The sequence below is a fragment of the Ideonella livida genome (assembly GCF_010499455.1).
GTDB classification, from domain to species: domain Bacteria; phylum Pseudomonadota; class Gammaproteobacteria; order Burkholderiales; family Burkholderiaceae_C; genus Ideonella; species Ideonella livida.
This window is the reverse complement of sequence record NZ_JAAGOH010000001.1, coordinates 375,197-391,818: the sequence shown is the minus strand read 5'-3', so window position 1 is coordinate 391,818 and position 16,622 is coordinate 375,197. Positions and strand designations below refer to the sequence as shown.

Below are 16,622 nucleotides of genomic sequence, written 5' to 3'. Positions count from 1 at the left end.
TCAGGAAATCCATGTTCACCGGCATTGTTCAGGGCGTGGCCCGCATCGTCGCCCTTACCGACCGTCCCGGTCTGCGCAGCTTCCGCTTGCAGTTCCCCGCTGGCTTTGCCCGGGACCTGGCCATTGGCGCCAGCGTGGCCTGCGACGGGGTCTGCCTCACCGTCACCGCGCTGCATGGCGAGGACCAGGCCGACTTCGACGTCATGCTGCAGAGCCTGAACCTCACCACCCTGGGCCGCTTCCAGGTGGGTGACGCGCTCAATGTGGAGCGGGCAGCCAAGGATGGTGCCGAGATCGGCGGCCATCCGCTGAGCGGCCATGTGGACTTCACCGCCACGCTGCAGAGCATCCGCCAGCCCGAGAACAACTACGTGCTGCGCTTTGCCGTGCCCGAACCCTGGATGCGCTACGTGTTCGCCAAGGGCTACATCGCCCTCAACGGCGCCAGCCTGACCGTGGCCGACGCCGACCGCCGCGCCGGCTGGTTCGAGGTCTGGCTGATTCCGGAGACCCTGCGCATGACCACCTTCGGCACCCTGCAGCCAGGGCAGCCCCTCAACGTGGAGATCGAGCGTGCCACCCAGGTCTTCGTCGACACCGTGCGCGACGCCCTGGACGAGCGCCTGGGGCCGCTGCTGCCCGCGCTGGAGGCCCTGCTGGCCCAGCAGGGCCAGAGCACCGACGCGCTGCTGGCCCCGCTGCCCCGCACGTCCCGCTGAGCCTGCTGCCAGGCGCGCATGGACACCCTCTCCCACGCCCCGCTGCGGGTCGGCCACGGCCCGCATCCCGTCTTCTTCTTGCCCGGCTGGCTGGGGCCCGACCTGTCCTGGGGGGAGCTGCACCGCTGGATCGATGGCCAGAGCTTCACCGCGGTGTTTTTCGAGCCGCGCGGCATGGGCGCCCGGCTGCAGGAGGAGGGCGACCACTCCATCGTCGAGATGGCCTGGGACGTGCTCGCCCTGGCCGATGAGCTGGGGTGGCCTGAGTTCTCCCTGGTGGGCCACGACATGGGCGCCATGGTGGCCCAGCGGGTGCTGATGGAGGCCCCCGAGCGGGTTTTCCGCCTGGTGGGTGTCTGTCCCGTCCCGGCCAGCGGCTTTCCGCTGGATGCCGGCAGCCAGGCCTGCTTCATGCAGGCCGCCGACGACCTGCAAGTGCGCCGGGCGCTGCTGGACCTGCTCACCGCCAACCGCCTGCCGGGCACCTGGCTGGACCAGCAGGTCCAGCATTCGGCGCTGCAGCTCCAGCCCGAGGCCTTCCTGGGCTATGTGCAGGCCTGGACCGGCCAGGACTTTGCCGTGGTGGTTGAAGGGGCGCCGCACCCGATGCTGGCCCTGGTGGGGGCGCACGACCCGGCGCTGACCGAGGCCTTTGTGCGCGAAACCTGGATGGAGGCCTTTCCCCATGCCCACATCCGCATCCTGCCCAGCGCCAGCCATTACCCGGCGCACGAGACGCCGCTGCACCTGGTGCAGGTGATCGAACGCTTCCTCAGCGCAGGGCGCTGATCGGCGCGCGCCCACCGCCGGGCGGATCTCCCCCGCCCGAGGGCCCCCGGTGGGGGGATGCCGGCGCCGCCGGAACTTCCCAAGATGCCTGCGGGCGCTGGTCTGCATGCGGGCCGTCCGCCGTCCGCTTGCCTCATCAGCCGGGAGTCCTGCCATGACCTGCTACCGCCGCCCACCGGGCGCCACCAACCCGTTCACCCCCTGCAACCGCCGCGACTGCCTGGGCCGGCTGGCCGCCTGGGCTGGCCTGGGTGCGGGCGCACAGGCCGGGGCCCAGCCGTCGGCCCCGCCAGGGCTGTCCCTGGCCAGCACCTGGGCCGACGGGGCCGACCCCCGGGACTGGTGGGTCAGCGAAAAGCTCGACGGCGTGCGTGCCTTCTGGGACGGGCAGCGCCTGCGCCTGCGGGGCGGTGGCGAGGTGGCCGCGCCGGCCGCCTGGCTGGCCCGGCTGCCGCCGGTGGCGCTGGACGGGGAGCTGTGGGGCGGGCGTGGCCGCTTTGACCTGCTCTCCGGCCAGGTGCGCCAGCAGGCCGCGGATCCCGCCGCCTGGTCGCAGGTGCTTTACCGGGTCTTTGAAGCGCCGGGCCAGCCCGGTGGGTTCACCCAACGCCTGGAGGCCTTGCGGCGCTGGCTGCCCGAGGCCCCGGCCCACGACCCCGTGGCCGATGGCTGGCCCGTGGCCCTGCTGGGCCAGCGCCGGGTGGCCGATGCCGCCGCCCTGCGCGCCTGGCGCGACCAGGTGGTGGCCCAGGGCGGCGAGGGGCTGGTGCTGCACCGTGCCGACGCCCTCTACCAGGCCGGCCGGCTGGCCACCCTGGCCAAGTACAAGCCGGTGGAGGACGACGAGGCCCGGGTGCTGGCCCACGAGCCCGGACAGGGCCGCCTGGCGGGCCGGGTGGGCGCGCTGCGCGTGCAGGATGGGCAGGGGCGTGTCTTCCGCCTGGGCAGCGGCCTGACCGACCGCCAGCGGGAGGACCCACCCCCCGTGGGCAGCTGGGTCACCTATGCCTACCGTGGCCGCACCCCATCGGGGCTGCCGCGCTTTCCCACCTTCGTGCGGGAGCGTCCGGCGGGCTGGTGAGCCCGGCCGCTGCGCTATCGTGCCGGGCATGAGCACCTTCAGCTTCCTCTGGCACGACTACGAGACCTTCGGCCGCGTGCCGCGCCGCGACCGACCGGCCCAGTTCGCCGGCATCCGCACCGATGCCGACCTCCAGGAACTGGGCGAGCCGCAGATGTTCTACTGCCAGCCCCCGCTGGACACGCTGCCCGACCCCGAGAGCTGCCTGCTCACCGGCATCCTGCCGCAGCACTGCCAGGAGCATGGGCTGCCCGAAGACGAGTTCGCCGCCGCCATCGAGGCCCAGCTGGGCGAGCCCGGCACCGTGGGCGTGGGCTACAACTCGATCCGCTTTGACGACGAGGTCACCCGCCACCTGTTCTGGCGCACCCTGCGCGATCCCTATGCCCGGGAGTACAAGCACGATTGCGGCCGCTGGGACCTGCTGGACACCGTGCGCTGCATGTACGCGCTGCGGCCCGAGGGCCTGCAATGGCCACGCCACCCCGATGGCCGCCCCTCCTTCAAGCTGGAAGACCTGACCCGGGCCAACGGCCTGGTGCACGAGGCCGCGCACGATGCCTTGTCCGACGTGCGCGCCACCATCGCGCTGGCCCGCCGCATCAAGGCCGCCCAGCCCCGGCTCTGGGACTTCTGCCTGCGCATGCGGCGCAAGGACGAGGTCTGGGCCGAGATCGGCGTGGGCCGGCCCTTCCTGCACGTCTCGGGCATGTACGGCCCCGAACGCGGCTGCATTGCCGTGGTCTGGCCCCTGGCGCCGCACCCCACCAACCGCAATGAGCTCATCGTCTGGGACCTGGCGCAGGACCCCGCCGAGCTGTTCACCCTGGACGCCGCGGCCATCCGCCAGCGCCTGTTCACCCGCACCGAGGACCTGCCCGAGGGCATGACCCGGCTGCCCTTGAAATCCATCCACGTCAACAAGTCGCCGGTGGTCATCGGCAACCTCAAGACCCTGAGCCCCGCCCTGGCCGAGCGCTGGGGCGTGGACATGGCCCAAGCCCTGCGCCACGCCGAGACCTGCGCCCGCCAGGGCGTCAGCATGGCCGGCATCTGGCCCGAGGTGTTCAGCCGTCCGGCGGCCGCCGGGCCCGTGGACGTGGACGAGGACCTGTACGGCGGCTTCCTCAGTCCGCAGGACCGCGGCCGGCTGGACCGCTTGCGCGCGCTCAGCGGCGACGACCCGGCCTGGGCCCGGGCCGGCTTTGACGACCCCCGCCTGCAGGAGCTGGTGTTCCGCTTCCACGCCCGCCACCACCCCCAGGCGCTGGACGACGCCGGCCAGGCCCGCTGGCATCAGCACCGGGTCGACCGCCTGCACCACGGGACCGGCGGCGGGCTCACGCTGGCGGCCTTTTTCGAGCGCGTGGACGCCCTGCAGGCCGAGTGCGAGGCCCGCGAGGACGAGGCCGGCATGGACCTGCTGGCCGCGCTCTACGAATACGCCGAGAGCATCGCGCCGCCGCTGCGCTGACGCCCCACCGGACCGTCCCGGGGGCGGGCAAGCCCTCAGCCGGGGGGCGGTGGCTGGCGCTATCGTGCGCGGCACGGTCGGTGCCGCCGGCCTTGGTCCACCCACAGGAGACAGACGTCATGTTCAAAGCCGGCATCGATCAGGATGCGCTCATCGAGCAGTTCGCCCAGTCCAGCGCGCGCCACAGCCAGGCGCTGCGCCAGCAGGTCACCGAAGTCACCCTCAAGGCCCTGCAGGGCCGTGAGATGACCCTCAAGAACATCAAGGGCGTGGTCAAGTCGGTGACCGAGGCCGCCAGCGCCGGCGCGGCCCGCAACCCTGCGCCCGCGGCCGATGTCGAGCAGATGCTGGCCACGGCCGTGGCCGGGGTGGACGATGCGCTGCTCAAGGCGGTGGAGGCCAACCGCGTGGCCCTGGAGCGCTTCGTCGAGCATGGTGTGAACCTGGGCGAGAAGCAGATGCAGAACGCCCTGGAGGAGCTCGACAAGTTCGACACCCTGCTGCTGGGCGTGGTGCGCAAGGCCGCCGGGGCCGAGCATCCCGCCGCCAGCGCCTGGCAGCCGGTGCTCGACCAGATGAAGCTGGCCGGCACCGCCTCCGGGCAGCAGGCGGCGGCCACGGTGGTGCAGGTCACCGAACAGATGCAGGCCGCCATGAAGCAGGGCCGCCAGGCCGGTTTGAAGGCTGCCCAGAGCCTGGCCGGCAGCTACCACGCCCTGGTCAGCGGGGTGCTGATGGGCCTGTCCGATGCCATGCGCCAGGTGCCCCCGCCCGCCCCCGAGCCGGCTCCCGCGCCCCGCCGCGCGCCCGCCCGCAAGCGGAGCTGAGACCGCCGCCGAGGCCGCCGGCGGGTCGCCCGGGGCGCTTGCGGCCCCCAGGCCCGGTCCAGACGGTGACAGCCCGCCGCCCGGTGCGGCGGGACAATCCGCCCTTCTTCTGCCTCTTTCCCCTGCCATGTCCCAGTCCCCTGTCGTCATCAGCGGCACGGGCCTCTTCCAGCCGCCCGAGGTCATCACCAACGCGGAACTGGTCGAAGCCTTCAACGCCTACGTGGCCCGCCACAACGCCGAACACGCCTCGGCCATCGCCGCGGGCCAGCGCGAGGCCCTGCAGCCCTCCAGCGTCGAGTTCATCGAGAAGGCCTCCGGCATCCAGCGCCGCTACGTGATGGAGAAGTCCGGCGTGCTGGACCCGGCCCGCATGTACCCGCGCCTGCAGCCCCGGCCCGACGACCAGCTCTCGCTGCTGGCCGAGATCGCCGTGGACGCCGGCCGCCAGGCCCTGGCCGCGGCGGGCAAGACCGGCGCCGACGTGGACGCGGTGCTCTGCGCCGCCTCCAACATGCAGCGCGCCTACCCCTCCATGGCCATCGAGATCCAACATGCCCTGGGCGCCGGCGGCTACGGGTTTGACATGACCGTGGCCTGCTCCTCGGCCACCTTTGCCATCGAGCAGGCGGTCAACGCCGTGCGCGCCGGCACCGCGCGCTGCGTGCTGGTGGTCAACCCCGAGATCACCTCGGGCCACCTGGAGTGGCGTGACCGCGACTGCCACTTCATCTTCGGCGACGTGTGCACCGCCGTGGTGGTGGAGGCTGCCGCCACCGCCACCGCCGCCGACACCTGGGAAGTGCTGGGCACCCGCCTGGCCACCCAGTACTCCAACAACATCCGCAACAACTTCGGCTTCCTCAACCGCAGCGAGGACAGCGACCCCCTGGCCCGCGACAAGACCTTCCGGCAGGAGGGCCGCAAAGTCTTCAAGGAAGTCGTGCCCATGGCGGCTGCCCACATCCAGCAGCACCTGCAGGGCCTGGGGTTGAGCCCCGCCCAGGTGCGCCGCTTCTGGCTGCACCAGGCCAATCTGGGCATGAACCAGCTCATCATCAAGAAGCTGGCCGGGCAGGAGGTGCATCCTGACCTGGCGCCGCTCATCCTGGACGAGTACGCCAACACCTCCTCGGCCGGCTCGATCATTGCTTTCCACCACCACCGCGCCGACCTGCGTCCGCAGGACCTGGGCGTCATCTGCTCCTTCGGGGCCGGCTACTCCATCGGCAGCGTGGTGGTGCGCAAGTGTTGAGAACAAGGAATCCCATGTCCCCGTTGAAACCCCTGACCTCGCCGGCACTGCTGCCGGCGCTGCTGCTGGGCCTGGCCCTGGTGGCACCGGCCGCCCAGGCCCAAGGCAAGACCGGCACGCTGGGTGGCCAGCCCCCGGCCGCCGGCGGCAAGATCATGACCAAGGACGAGCTGCGGGCCTGCCTGGGCCAGCAGGACGGCCTGACCCAGCGGCGCAAGGCCCTGGAGGAGGCCATCGCCCGCCACAACCAGGTGCGTGAGCCCCTGGACCGCCAGCGCGAAGCCCTGGCCGGCGAGCGCGCGGCCGTGGAACAGGTGATGCAGGCCCTGCGCAGCCTGCGCGCGCAGGAGGCCGAACACGACGCCCGCCAGCGGGACTGGCAGCAGCGCCTGGCCCGACTGGACACCAACCCGGACGGCCTCTCGCGCGGCCAGATCGAACGCCAGCGCGCGCAGCTGGAGCAGGAACGCCTGGCGCTCAACAAGGCACGCCACGACTGGGCCAGCGACTACGAGCGCCGGGCCGGCGAGGCCGACGCCCAGGTGGCCCAGTTCAATCAGCGCAGCCAGGGCCTGGACCCGCAGTTCTCGGCCTGGAACGCCACCAAGGCGCAGCTGGACCAGCAGAGCCAGGACCTGGACCTGGACCGCGAGGAGTGGCGGCTGAGCTGCGGCTCGCGCCGCTTCCGCGAGGACGACGAGAAGGCCCTGCGCGCCGGCAAGTGAGGCCGGGGGGGGACGCCGTCGTCCCCTGTGTGACAGGTTCACCTCCGGACCTACCCCAGCTTCCCGGGTTTGCCCCCGGACGCCCGCTGTGGCGCCCTCCTACAGTCTCCACTTGAAAAGCGAACGGTCGTTCGTTTTTGGTGGTGATCAAGTGAGGAAGTCATGAAGCAGATGCGTCGGTGGCCGCTGGCCGTGGCGGTGGGGTTGATGTTGTCCGCCTGCGGCGGCGGGGGAGACGGTGACCAGGCCCCGCGCGCCAGCTACGGCAAGCTGGTGTCCTTCGGCGACAGCCTGAGCGATGTAGGCAGCTACGCCACCACCGGCCTGGTGGCGGCCACCGGGGGCGGCAAGTTCACCGTCAACGGCGGCAGCGATTCGCGCATCTGGGTGCAGCGCCTGGCCGCGCAGCTGGGCGTGGACACCCCCTGCGCCTACCGCACCGGCCTGGAGTCCAGCGGCAGCCTGGCCGGCTTTGCCCAGACCGTCACCACCCACACCGGCTGCCACGCCTATGCCCAGGGGGGCGCCCGCGTCACCCATCCCGTGGGCCCGGGCCACAAGCTGCTGGGTGACGCCATGGGCGCCACCACCGTGCCCCTGGTCACCCAGGTGGCCGACCACCTGAGCCAGAGCGGGGACCGCTTTGCCGCCGACGACCTGGTGACGGTGCTGGGCGGGGCCAACGACCTGTTCATCCAGCTGGCCACCTTCTCGGCCACGGTGGGGGCCGGGGGCAACGCCACCGTTGCCGCCACCACCGCCGTCACCGCCATGGCCACCGCCGCCACCGAGCTGGCCACCCTGGTCAAGGACCAGATCCTGGCCAAGGGGGCGCAGCGGGTGGTGGTGGTGGAGGTGCCCGACGTCAGCCAGACCCCCATGGCGGTCGGGCAGGGCAGCAGCGCCCAGGCCCTGATCCTGAACATGGTCACCACCTTCAACACCACCCTGCGCACCGCCCTGGGCAGCAGCGACAGGCTGCTGGTGGTGGACGCCTTTGCCGTCAACCAGGACCAGTTGGCCCATCCGGACCAGTACCAGCTCTCCAACGTCAGCGACACCGCCTGCAACCTGAGCGTGGTCTCGTCCTCGCTGGTGTGCTCGCCGGCCACGCTCAACACCGGCGACACCTCCCGCTACCTGTTCGCCGACGCCGTGCATCCGACCCCCTACGGCCATTCGCTGCTGGCGCAGCTGGTGGCCATCCGCATGGCCCAGCGCGGTTGGCTGTGAGCCTGGCGCCCGTGCGAAACCCAGATCCCAGGAGTCCCCCCATGTCGCGAACCTCCCTGTCCCTGGCCGGCCTGGCGCTGCTGGCCGCCGCCATGCCGCTGTCCGCCGCTGCCCAGGCCCTGCTGCCATCCGGCTGGTCGCTCAAGCTCGGCCTCAACCAGATCGCCCCCCAGCTCGGCAGCGGTGACCTGTCCGCCCCCAGCCTGCCTGGCACCCAGGTGGACGTGCGGGCCAACACCCAGCCCATCTTCACCCTCACGGTCCCCCTGGGCGAGCATTTCACCGTGGAGGCCTTTGGCGGCCTGCCCTACACCCACGACATCGTGGGCGACGGCGCCATCGCCGGTTCCGGCAAGATCGGCAGCACCAAGCAGGTCTCGCCCACCGTCTTCGGTCAGTACCGCTTTGCTGCCGTCGGGTCCAGCGTGCGGCCTTACCTGGGTCTGGGCCTGACCTATGCCAAGTTCTACGGCGAGGAGGGCAGCGGCGCCCTGACCGCCATGACCAACGCCGGCGGCCCCCCCACCCGCCTGAGCATCGATGCCGCCTGGGGCCTGTCGGCCCAGCTGGGCGTGACCCTGGCCCTGGGGGAGCGCTGGTTCCTGGACGCCGCCCTGGTGCAGACCAAGCTCAAGACCACCACCCACCTCAGCAGCGGCCAGCAGATCGACACCCGGCTCGATCCGCGCTCCACCGCCGTGGCCGTCGGCTACCGTTTCTGAGCGCTGCTCCCGCTGGCCCACAGCCCCCGGCCCCCCAAGGGCTGGGGCATGCATGGACAATCCGGCCCATGCTCAAGGCTCCTGAACTGCTGCTGCCCGCTGGCTCCCTGGCCAAGATGCGGGCGGCCTACGACTTCGGCGCGGACGCGGTGTATGCCGGCCAGCCGCGCTACTCCCTGCGTGCACGCAACAACGAGTTCCGCCTGGAACAGCTGGCCCAAGGCATTGCCGAGGCCCACCAGCGCGGCAAGAAGTTCTTCGTCACCAGCAACCTGATCGCGCACAACGACAAGGTCCGCACCTACCTGCGTGACATCGAACCCGTCATCGCCCTCAAGCCCGACGCCCTCATCATGGCCGACCCCGGCCTGATCCTGCAGGTGCGCGAGAAGTGGCCCGAGGTGGACATCCACCTCTCGGTGCAGGCCAACACCACCAACTGGGCCACGGTGAAGTTCTGGCAGCGGCTGGGCGTGCGGCGCATCATCCTCTCGCGCGAGCTGAGCCTGGATGAGATCGCCGGCATCCGCCAGGAATGCCCGGACATGGAGCTGGAAGTCTTTGTGCACGGTGCGCTGTGCATCGCCTACTCCGGCCGCTGCCTGCTCAGCGGCTACTTCAACCGCCGCGACCCCAACCAGGGCACCTGCACCAACGCCTGCCGCTGGGACTACAAGACCCACGCCGGCACCGAGGCCAACGACAGCGGCGAGGTGCAGCCGGTGCAGCTGATGCGCGACTTCGACTTCCGTAAGGAGCAGGAGGAGGCCGACGCCAGCTTCGCCGCCTGCGGCGGCGCGCCGCGCCACCCCCTGGCCGACCAGGTCTACCTGCTGGAGGAAAGCCAGCGCCCCGGCGAGCTGATGCCGGTGATGGAGGACGAACACGGCACCTACATCATGAACAGCAAGGACCTGCGCGCCGTGGAGCAGGTGGAGAAGCTGGCCAAGATCGGCGTGGACTCGCTGAAGATCGAAGGCCGCACCAAGAGCCAGTACTACGTCAGCCGCACCGCCCAGGTCTACCGCCGCGCCATTGATGACGCCGTGGCCGGCAAGCCCTTCAACCCCGAGCTGTTGCTGGAGCTGGAAGGCCTGGCCAGCCGCGGTTACACCAGCGGCTTCCTGGAGCGCCGCCCCTCGCAGGACTACCAGAACTACATCACCGGCCACTCGGTGGGCGAGCGCAGCCAGTTCGTGGCGGAGGTCATCGGCCAGCGCGCCGACGGCTGGACCGAGGTGGAGACCAAGAACCGCTTCGCCGTGGGCGACCGGCTGGAAATCATCCACCCCGCCGGCAACCGCATCGTCACCCTGAGCGCCATGCACAACCAGGAGGGGCAGCCCATTGAGGTGGCCCAGGGCAACCCGCTGCGCGTCTTCCTCCCGCTGGAAGGGCCCACCGAAGGGGCGCTGATCGCGCGCATGCTTTGAGCGGTGCGAACCCCGGCGCCTGCCCTCCGGACGGCGGCGCCGACGTCCTGGCGCACTTCAGGCGGCTGAACACCTGGCGCCGAGGTGACGTCCGCGCCCCGCACAAGCCCCTGTTGCTCCTGCTGGTGCTCGGACGACTTCACCGTGGTCAGCGCCAGCTGCCCTTCACCGAGTGCGAGACGGCGCTGTCCGCGCTGCTGAGGGCGTTTGGCCCCGGTGCGAAGACCCTGCATCCGGAATATCCGTTCTGGCGCCTCCAGCACGACGGCCTGTGGGTGGTGTCCGCCAGCCGCCACGTAGCGCTCCGCTCGCCTCGCCACGACCCGACCAAAGCTGAGCTTCGTGCCGCGCAGGCGGTTGGCCAACTGGCGTCCGACGCCCTGATGGCGCTCGACGGTTCACCGGAGAGGCTCGACCAGGCCGCGCAGGTGCTGCTGGATGACAACTTCCCCACGACGCTGCATGCCGACATCCGCGCGGCCGTCGGGCTGGATGAGCTGGACGTGGCCGACGCAGCGCGCCACCGACGGCGGCGAGATCCCCATTTCCGCCAGGCGGTTTTGCAGGCCTACGGGTTCCGGTGCGCGGTCTGTGCGCTGGACCTGCGCATGGGCGAGCTGAGCCTCGGGCTCGAGGCGGCGCACATCCAATGGCACATGGCCCATGGCCCGGACAGCATTGACAACGGATTGGCCCTGTGCGCGATGCACCACAAGCTCTTTGACCTTGGGGCGCTGACCGTGGCGGACGGCCACCAGATCTGGGTATCCGACCATGTGCAGGGCGGCGAGCGCTTTGAAGAGGTCTTGATGCGCCACCACGCCCAGCCCCTGCAGGGCCCCATCCTGCCTGAGCATCGGCCGGCCCCACCGTATGTGGCCTGGCACCGCGCGCAAGTGTTCAAGGGGCAGCCCAGCTCCGGCCGGTAAAAAAAAGGCCGCTGTGGTGCAGCGGCCTTGGGGTGTTGGGGTTGGTGGAGACGAGGAGGATCGAACTCCCGACCTTCGCATTGCGAACGCGACGCTCTCCCAGCTGAGCTACGTCCCCACAAACGCTGCGGAGTGTAGCACCGCCCATGGCGTCTGGGGGCAAGGGCGGCTTTGGGCCTGGGGCTTCAGGCCGCGGCCGGCCGGCGCAGGCGCCAGACCGTCTCGCCGCTGTAGATCAGCAGGGCGGTCCAGATGAGGGCGAAGCCCAGCAGGCGGTCGGGCTGCAGGGGTTCGTGCAGCACCCACACGCCCAGGGCGAACTGCACGCTGGGGCCCAGGTATTGCAGCAGGCCCAGGGTGCCCAGGGGGATGCGCTGCGCGCCATAGGCGAACAGCAGCAGCGGCACGGCGGTGAAGGGGCCGGCCAGCAGCAGCCAGCCCCAGGTGCCGGCGCTGGCGTGCGCGCTGTCGCCACCCTGCAGCAGGGCCCAGGCCAGGCCGCCAAAGGCCAGGGGCGCCAGCAGGCCGGTCTCCAGCGCCAAGCCTTCCAAGGCGCCCAGGGGGGCGAGCTTCTTGAGCAGGCCGTACAGGCCGAAGCTGGCCGCCAGCGCCAGGGCGATCCAGGGGGGGCGCCCGGCCACCCAGCCCAGCCACAGCACGCCCAGCGCGGCCAAACCGATGGCGGCCCATTGCACCGGCCGGGGCCGCTCGCCCAGCACCAGCACGCCCAGCAGCACGTTGAACAGCGGGTTGATGAAGTAGCCCAGGCTGGACTCCAGCACTTGACCGTGCTGCACCGCCCACACGTAGAGCGCCCAGTTGGACGACAACAGCAGGGCGCTGACGGCGAACACGCCCACCGTGCGTGGCTGGGCGAGCACCGGCCCCAGCCAGGCCCAGCGCCGCTGCCAGGCCAGCAGCAGGCCGACAAAGACCAGGGACCAGGCGGAGCGGTGCAGCACCACCTCCACGGCCTGGACCGAGGCCAGGTGGTGGAAGTAGAGCGGGAACAGGCCCCACATGAGGTAGGCGCTGGCGGCGGCGAGGAGTCCGGTGCGGGGCATGGTGGGCAAAGGGCGAAACCGCGGATTGTGGCGGTTCGGCCTGGGCCGGGGCGTCAGCGGGGGCTGGGGGCGGCGGGGGCTGGCTCGATGTCCAGGGTGGCCAGGGCGTCGGCCCAGGCGTGCAGGGCATCGGGCCCGTGGGCGGGCGGCAGCGGGGGCAGGTCCGGCTCCACGGTCCAGCCGGGCAGGCCCAGCAGGTGCGCCCATTCCGGGCCGGGTGCGGCTTGCAGCGCCAGGGGCCGGCCGTCGGCGGGATGGGCCAGGCGCAGGCCCAGGGCATGCAGCCACAGCCGCGGGTGGCCCGTCCAGGCGGCCACGGCGCGGTTGTGCTGGCCCTTGCCGTGCGTGCTGTCGCCCACCACGGGATGGGCCAGGTGCTTGAGGTGGCGCCGGATCTGGTGGCGCCGGCCGGTCTGGGGCTCGGCCAGGACCAGGGCATAGCGGCTGCCAGGGTGCCGCGGGTCGGTGGTGAAGGGCCACTCGACCCGGGCGAGCCGGCGCAGCCAGGTGCTGGCGGCGAGTTGGACTTGCCCCTGGCTGGGGCGCTCAGGGTCGCGGGCCAGGGGATGGTCCACCCGGGTCTGCAAGGGCGGCCAGCCGCGCACCAGGGTCAGGTAGCGGCGGTGGGGGCGGTCCGGGCGCGGGGCGTCCGGTGCTGCGTGGCCGGGGTCGAACTGCAGGCCCAGCGCCTGGGCGGCCGCACGTTGGCGGGCCAGCACCAGCAGGCCTGAGGTGCCCTTGTCCAGTCGGTGGGCCGGCGCCAGGAAGTCTTGTGGACCCAGCCCCAGTTGGCGCTGCAGGCGCTCGACCAGGGTGTCGGTCTCATGGGCGTCCAGGGCGCTGCGGTGGACCAGCAGGCCAGCGGGCTTGTCCACGACCAGCAGGTGGGCGTCGTGGTGGATCAGGGCGATGGGCGCCGTGGTCATGGGCGGCCGGGGTCCAGGTCGCCGTCCACGTACAGCCAGCGGCCGTCCAGACGCTCGAAGCGGCTGCGCTCGTGCAGGCGGTGGGCGCGTCCGCCCTGCTTGCTGCGGGCGACGAATTCGACCTCGGCCCGCTGCGCGTCCGTGGGCCGGTGCTGGCGCACCTCCAGGCCCAGCCAGCGCAGGCCGGGCTCGTGCAGGTCGAGGTGGGCGGGCCGGGTGCGGGGGTGCCAGGTGGCCAGCAGGTAGTCGGCCAGGCCGAGCACGAAGGCGCTGTAGCGCGAGCGCATGAGGGCCTCGGCGTCGGGCGCCTGCAGGTGCAGGGGGCCGGCGTGCCAGCGGCCGCAGCAGGCGGCATAGGCCAGGGGCCGGCCGCGCCCGTCGGGACGGCCGCAGGGGCAGGGGGTTGGGGTCATGCTGGCATGTTGCCGCATGTGGCCCCGCAAGGGGCAGGCGGGAAGGGCGGGGTGGGCAGGGTCGGGGCGGGCTTCGCGCGGACCGTGCCGGTGCCGCCGCTCAGAAGCCCAGGCTGGCCAGCAGGTCGTCCACTTCGCCCTGGTCGGTGACGACGTCGGTGCGGCCTTCGGCGTTGACCACCGGGCCCTGCAGCACCGTGGGGTCCACCTTTTCCCGTTGTTCGGGGGGGACCACCTGCACCAGCAGCTTGACCAGGCTGTCTTCCAGGTCGTTGGCCAGGGTCACCACCTTGGCCACCACCTGGCCGGTGAGGTCGTGGAAGTCCTGGGCGAGCATGATGTCGGTGAGGTGGCCGTCGATGCGGGCGGTGGCCTGTTCCACGTCCTGCACGAAGTTCATCACCTTGCCGGAGGCGACCGCGCGCACGGGATCGGCCACCAGGGCGGCTGCCAGTTCGCGGGTGGCCGCTGAGATGTGGGCGTGGTCGGCCTTGGCCTGATCGACCGAGTTCAGGACCTTGTTGGCTGCGTCGGCGGTCTTGTTGGCGATGTAGGTCAGGCGGCTGCGCGCGTCGGGCAGTCCGTCGGTGGCCACCTGGAGCTTGGGCATCACGCCCAACTGCTGCATGGTGTCGTGCAGCAGCCGAGTGATGGAGCCCAGCTGCTGAAACACCTCCGGCGAGACCGTCATGGGCTCGCTCGGGGTCAAGGTGGTGAGATCGTCCAGTTTCATCGTCGTCTCCCTGGCATGGGGCGGAGGGCGGCAGCCTCAGGCCGTGGCGGCCATCTTCTGCATGATCTTCTGGACCTTCTCTTCCAGGGTGGCCTTGGTGAAGGGCTTGACGATGTAGCCGGCGGCGCCGCTCTGGGCGGCCAGGACGATGTCTTCCTTGCGTGCCTCGGCCGTCACCATCAGGACGGGCAGGTGCTTGAGGCTGGGCTCGGCCTTGATGGCCTTGAGCAGGTCAAAGCCGTTCATGTTGGGCATGTTGATGTCGCTGACGACGAAGTCGAAGCGCGCGCTCTTGAGCATGTGCAGGGCCACGGCACCGTCCTCGGCCTCTTCCACGTTGTTGCAGCCCATCTCCTTGAGCAGCCCGCGCACGATGCGCCGCATGGTCGAGAAGTCGTCGACGACAAGGAATTTCAGGTCACTGGGGTTCATGGTGGGTCCTCGTGCGGAGTTGGCGCGGTCTCGCTGGAAGGGTTATCGGGTGCTGACGGGGGGAGTTGAGGGGAGTTGCTCGCCTTCGTCCTCGCTTTCGGCAACGGGCTGGGGCTTGAACACCCGGTCCACCGCCTCGCGGTTCATCACGATGATGCTGATGCGGCGGTTGAGCGGGCTGCCGGGCTCGTTCTTCTCGAAGGGTTGGCTGGAGGCCAGGCCCTGGACCCGCAGGATGCGGTTCTCGGCCAGGCCGCCGGCCATGAGTTCGCGCCGCGAGGCGTTGGCCCGGTCGGCCGAGAGTTCCCAGTTGCTGTAGCCCCGGTCGCCGCCGGGGAAGGGCGTGGCGTCGGTGTGCCCCTCCAGGGTGATGAGGTTGGTCACTTCGCCCAGCACGTCGCCGATGCTCTGCAGCAGCTCGCGCATATAGGGTTTGACCACCGCACTGCCGGAGTCGAACATGGGCCGACTCTGATCGTCCACGATCTGGATGCGCAGGCCGTCGCGGGTCATGTCCAGGCGAATCTGGCTGCTCAGCCCTTTGAGCTTGGCGTTGTTGGCGATCTCGTTCTCGATCTCGCTTTGCAGGGCCTGCAGGCGCTGGGTCTCGGCCCGCGCATGCTCGGCCTTGAGGGCCTTGAGGTTGAAAGTCTTGCGTGGCGAGTCGATGTCGCCCTTCTTGACCTGGCCGCCTTGGCGGGTCAGGTCCTCACCGCCGCCCTTGACGACGTGCGAGGCGTCGCCCGAGCCGCTGCCGCCCATCATGGCCACCTTCAGGGGGGAAGCGAAGAAGTCCTGCAGGCCCTTCTTGTCGCCTTCGGTGGTGGAGCCCAGCAGCCACATCAGCAGGAAGAAGGCCATCATGGCGGTGACGAAGTCGGCGTAGGCGATCTTCCACGCGCCGCCATGGGCGCCGTGGCCACCCTTCTTGACCTTCTTGACGATGATGGGCTGGAGCTTCTTGGCGTCGCCGGCCATGGCCGCACCTCACTTCTTCTTGACGTGGGCTTCCAGCTCGGAGAACGATGGCCGCTCGGTCGAATAGAGCACCTTGCGGCCGAACTCGATGGCGACCTGGGGCGCGTAGCCCTGCATCGAGGCCAGCAGCGTGGTCTTGATGCACTGCAGCTCCTTGCCGTCCTCGTCGATCTTCTGCTCGAGCAGGCCGGCCAGCGGCTCGGCAAAGCCGTAGGCCAGCAGGATGCCCAGGAAGGTGCCCACCAGGGCCGAGCCGATCATGCCGCCCAGGATGGCCGGCGGCTGGCCGACCGAGCCCATGGTGTTGACCACCCCCAGCACCGCGGCCACGATGCCGAAGGCGGGCAGCGCACCGGCCAGGCGGGCAATGGCCGCCGCGGCGGAGTGGGCCTCGTGGTGGTGGGTCTCGAGCTCGGTGTCCATCAGCGACTCGATCTCGTGGGCGTTGAGGTTGCCCGAGACCATCATGCGCAGGTAGTCGGTGATGAACTCCACCGCATGGTGGTCGTTGCCCACCACCGGGTACTTCTGGAAGATGGCCGAGCTGTGGGGGTCCTCGACGTCCTTTTCGATGGACATCAGGCCTTCCTTGCGGGCCTTCTGCAGGATGTCGTAGAGCAGGGCCAGCAACTCCATGGCGCGGGCCTTGGAGTACTTGCTGCCCTTGAAGCAGGCGCCCAGGCCCTTGGCGGTGGCCTTGAGCACCTTGGGCTGGTTGTTGGCCACAAAGGCGCCCAGCGCCCCGCCGAAGATGGTGATCATCTCGAAGGGCAGGGCCTTCAGGATGACGCCGATGTTGCCGCCGTGCACGATGTACACGCCGAAGATGCAGCCAATGGCGACCAGCCAGCCGACGATGACAAACATGGTGTGAGGGGCTTTCCGTCAG

Annotated in this window: 18 protein-coding genes and 1 tRNA gene; 11 read left to right on the top strand and 8 right to left on the bottom strand. The window is 70.7% G+C overall.

Annotated elements, in window-relative coordinates; all coding sequences use genetic code 11:
* The first annotated feature begins 11 nt into the window (after window positions 1-11).
* The 11 genes from G3A44_RS01875 to G3A44_RS01825 all read left to right on the top strand — a co-directional run bounded on the left by G3A44_RS01875 (window position 12) and on the right by G3A44_RS01825 (window position 11,187).
* On the top strand, window positions 12-719 hold the full coding sequence (locus tag G3A44_RS01875; protein WP_163455776.1) for a riboflavin synthase subunit alpha: 708 nt from the start codon (window positions 12-14) through the stop codon (window positions 717-719).
* Between the two features lie 18 nt (window positions 720-737).
* Window positions 738-1,508, top strand: a complete 771-nt coding sequence (locus tag G3A44_RS01870; protein ID WP_163455775.1) for an alpha/beta fold hydrolase — start codon at window positions 738-740, stop codon at window positions 1,506-1,508.
* A 154-nt stretch (window positions 1,509-1,662) separates the two neighbouring features.
* Window positions 1,663-2,589 (top strand): DNA ligase, encoded by a 927-nt coding sequence (locus G3A44_RS01865; RefSeq protein WP_163455774.1) that lies wholly within the window; start codon window positions 1,663-1,665, stop codon window positions 2,587-2,589.
* Between the two features lie 28 nt (window positions 2,590-2,617).
* Window positions 2,618-4,063, top strand: a complete 1,446-nt coding sequence (gene sbcB, locus G3A44_RS01860; protein WP_163455773.1) for an exodeoxyribonuclease I — start codon at window positions 2,618-2,620, stop codon at window positions 4,061-4,063.
* A 119-nt stretch (window positions 4,064-4,182) separates the two neighbouring features.
* On the top strand, window positions 4,183-4,890 hold the full coding sequence (locus tag G3A44_RS01855; RefSeq protein ID WP_203561251.1) for a DUF6781 family protein: 708 nt from the start codon (window positions 4,183-4,185) through the stop codon (window positions 4,888-4,890).
* A 127-nt stretch (window positions 4,891-5,017) separates the two neighbouring features.
* Window positions 5,018-6,145, top strand: a complete 1,128-nt coding sequence (locus G3A44_RS01850; RefSeq protein ID WP_163455772.1) for a beta-ketoacyl-ACP synthase III — start codon at window positions 5,018-5,020, stop codon at window positions 6,143-6,145.
* 14 nt (window positions 6,146-6,159) lie between these two features.
* Window positions 6,160-6,870, top strand: coding sequence for a hypothetical protein (locus G3A44_RS01845; protein WP_163455771.1), 711 nt, complete (start codon window positions 6,160-6,162; stop codon window positions 6,868-6,870).
* A 162-nt stretch (window positions 6,871-7,032) separates the two neighbouring features.
* Window positions 7,033-8,103, top strand: coding sequence for an SGNH/GDSL hydrolase family protein (locus G3A44_RS01840; RefSeq protein ID WP_239061639.1), 1,071 nt, complete (start codon window positions 7,033-7,035; stop codon window positions 8,101-8,103).
* A 41-nt stretch (window positions 8,104-8,144) separates the two neighbouring features.
* The gene (locus G3A44_RS01835) at window positions 8,145-8,825 is read left to right on the top strand and encodes an OmpW/AlkL family protein (RefSeq protein WP_163455770.1); all 681 of its coding nucleotides are present in this window, start codon (window positions 8,145-8,147) and stop codon (window positions 8,823-8,825) included.
* Between the two features lie 68 nt (window positions 8,826-8,893).
* Window positions 8,894-10,258 carry a prephenate-dependent tRNA uridine(34) hydroxylase TrhP gene (trhP, locus tag G3A44_RS01830; protein ID WP_163455769.1) on the top strand — a complete coding sequence of 455 codons (1,365 nt, stop codon included), beginning with the start codon at window positions 8,894-8,896 and terminating at the stop codon, window positions 10,256-10,258.
* Window positions 10,255-11,187 carry a phosphorothioated DNA-binding restriction endonuclease gene (locus tag G3A44_RS01825; RefSeq protein WP_163455768.1) on the top strand — a complete coding sequence of 311 codons (933 nt, stop codon included), beginning with the start codon at window positions 10,255-10,257 and terminating at the stop codon, window positions 11,185-11,187. The genes trhP and G3A44_RS01825 overlap by 4 nt, the downstream gene beginning before the upstream one ends.
* Before the next feature lie 42 nt (window positions 11,188-11,229).
* On the opposite strand, the gene G3A44_RS01820 is transcribed toward G3A44_RS01825, so the two are convergent.
* The 8 genes from G3A44_RS01820 to motA form a co-directional block, all read right to left on the bottom strand.
* Window positions 11,230-11,305: transfer RNA gene (locus tag G3A44_RS01820), tRNA-Ala, on the bottom strand.
* 67 nt (window positions 11,306-11,372) lie between these two features.
* Window positions 11,373-12,251: an EamA family transporter RarD gene (rarD, locus tag G3A44_RS01815; RefSeq protein ID WP_163455823.1), complete on the bottom strand. Its 879-nt coding sequence runs from the start codon at window positions 12,249-12,251 to the stop codon at window positions 11,373-11,375.
* A gap of 53 nt (window positions 12,252-12,304) precedes the next feature.
* Window positions 12,305-13,177 carry a pseudouridine synthase gene (locus G3A44_RS01810; RefSeq protein WP_163455767.1) on the bottom strand — a complete coding sequence of 291 codons (873 nt, stop codon included), beginning with the start codon at window positions 13,175-13,177 and terminating at the stop codon, window positions 12,305-12,307.
* A complete protein-coding gene (locus tag G3A44_RS01805; protein ID WP_163455766.1) occupies window positions 13,174-13,590 on the bottom strand; it encodes a YchJ family protein in 417 nt (138 codons plus the stop codon). The genes G3A44_RS01810 and G3A44_RS01805 overlap by 4 nt, the downstream gene beginning before the upstream one ends.
* Window positions 13,591-13,690: 100 nt before the next feature.
* Complete coding sequence (locus G3A44_RS01800) at window positions 13,691-14,323, bottom strand: protein phosphatase CheZ (RefSeq protein ID WP_163455765.1); 633 nt, start codon at window positions 14,321-14,323, stop codon at window positions 13,691-13,693.
* 36 nt (window positions 14,324-14,359) lie between these two features.
* Window positions 14,360-14,755 (bottom strand): chemotaxis response regulator CheY, encoded by a 396-nt coding sequence (gene cheY / locus G3A44_RS01795; protein ID WP_163455764.1) that lies wholly within the window; start codon window positions 14,753-14,755, stop codon window positions 14,360-14,362.
* A 42-nt stretch (window positions 14,756-14,797) separates the two neighbouring features.
* Window positions 14,798-15,733: a flagellar motor protein MotB gene (gene motB, locus G3A44_RS01790; protein ID WP_163455763.1), complete on the bottom strand. Its 936-nt coding sequence runs from the start codon at window positions 15,731-15,733 to the stop codon at window positions 14,798-14,800.
* A gap of 9 nt (window positions 15,734-15,742) precedes the next feature.
* Window positions 15,743-16,600, bottom strand: a complete 858-nt coding sequence (motA, locus tag G3A44_RS01785) for a flagellar motor stator protein MotA (protein ID WP_163455762.1) — start codon at window positions 16,598-16,600, stop codon at window positions 15,743-15,745.
* Window positions 16,601-16,622: the final 22 nt, after the last annotated feature.

What these genes read in the sequence shown, in the direction of transcription:
- G3A44_RS01875 (WP_163455776.1), top strand. Translation starts at nt 12, where the DNA reads ATGTTCACCGGCATTGTTCAGGGCGTGGCCCGCATCGTCGCCCTTACC.
- G3A44_RS01870 (WP_163455775.1), top strand. Translation starts at nt 738, where the DNA reads ATGGACACCCTCTCCCACGCCCCGCTGCGGGTCGGCCACGGCCCGCAT.
- G3A44_RS01865 (WP_163455774.1), top strand. Translation starts at nt 1,663, where the DNA reads ATGACCTGCTACCGCCGCCCACCGGGCGCCACCAACCCGTTCACCCCC.
- sbcB (WP_163455773.1), top strand. Translation starts at nt 2,618, where the DNA reads ATGAGCACCTTCAGCTTCCTCTGGCACGACTACGAGACCTTCGGCCGC.
- G3A44_RS01855 (WP_203561251.1), top strand. Translation starts at nt 4,183, where the DNA reads ATGTTCAAAGCCGGCATCGATCAGGATGCGCTCATCGAGCAGTTCGCC.
- G3A44_RS01850 (WP_163455772.1), top strand. Translation starts at nt 5,018, where the DNA reads ATGTCCCAGTCCCCTGTCGTCATCAGCGGCACGGGCCTCTTCCAGCCG.
- G3A44_RS01845 (WP_163455771.1), top strand. Translation starts at nt 6,160, where the DNA reads ATGTCCCCGTTGAAACCCCTGACCTCGCCGGCACTGCTGCCGGCGCTG.
- G3A44_RS01840 (WP_239061639.1), top strand. Translation starts at nt 7,033, where the DNA reads ATGAAGCAGATGCGTCGGTGGCCGCTGGCCGTGGCGGTGGGGTTGATG.
- G3A44_RS01835 (WP_163455770.1), top strand. Translation starts at nt 8,145, where the DNA reads ATGTCGCGAACCTCCCTGTCCCTGGCCGGCCTGGCGCTGCTGGCCGCC.
- trhP (WP_163455769.1), top strand. Translation starts at nt 8,894, where the DNA reads ATGCTCAAGGCTCCTGAACTGCTGCTGCCCGCTGGCTCCCTGGCCAAG.
- rarD (WP_163455823.1), bottom strand. Translation starts at nt 12,251, where the DNA reads ATGCCCCGCACCGGACTCCTCGCCGCCGCCAGCGCCTACCTCATGTGG.
- G3A44_RS01810 (WP_163455767.1), bottom strand. Translation starts at nt 13,177, where the DNA reads ATGACCACGGCGCCCATCGCCCTGATCCACCACGACGCCCACCTGCTG.
- G3A44_RS01805 (WP_163455766.1), bottom strand. Translation starts at nt 13,590, where the DNA reads ATGACCCCAACCCCCTGCCCCTGCGGCCGTCCCGACGGGCGCGGCCGG.
- G3A44_RS01800 (WP_163455765.1), bottom strand. Translation starts at nt 14,323, where the DNA reads ATGAAACTGGACGATCTCACCACCTTGACCCCGAGCGAGCCCATGACG.
- cheY (WP_163455764.1), bottom strand. Translation starts at nt 14,755, where the DNA reads ATGAACCCCAGTGACCTGAAATTCCTTGTCGTCGACGACTTCTCGACC.
- motB (WP_163455763.1), bottom strand. Translation starts at nt 15,733, where the DNA reads ATGGCCGGCGACGCCAAGAAGCTCCAGCCCATCATCGTCAAGAAGGTC.
- motA (WP_163455762.1), bottom strand. Translation starts at nt 16,600, where the DNA reads ATGTTTGTCATCGTCGGCTGGCTGGTCGCCATTGGCTGCATCTTCGGC.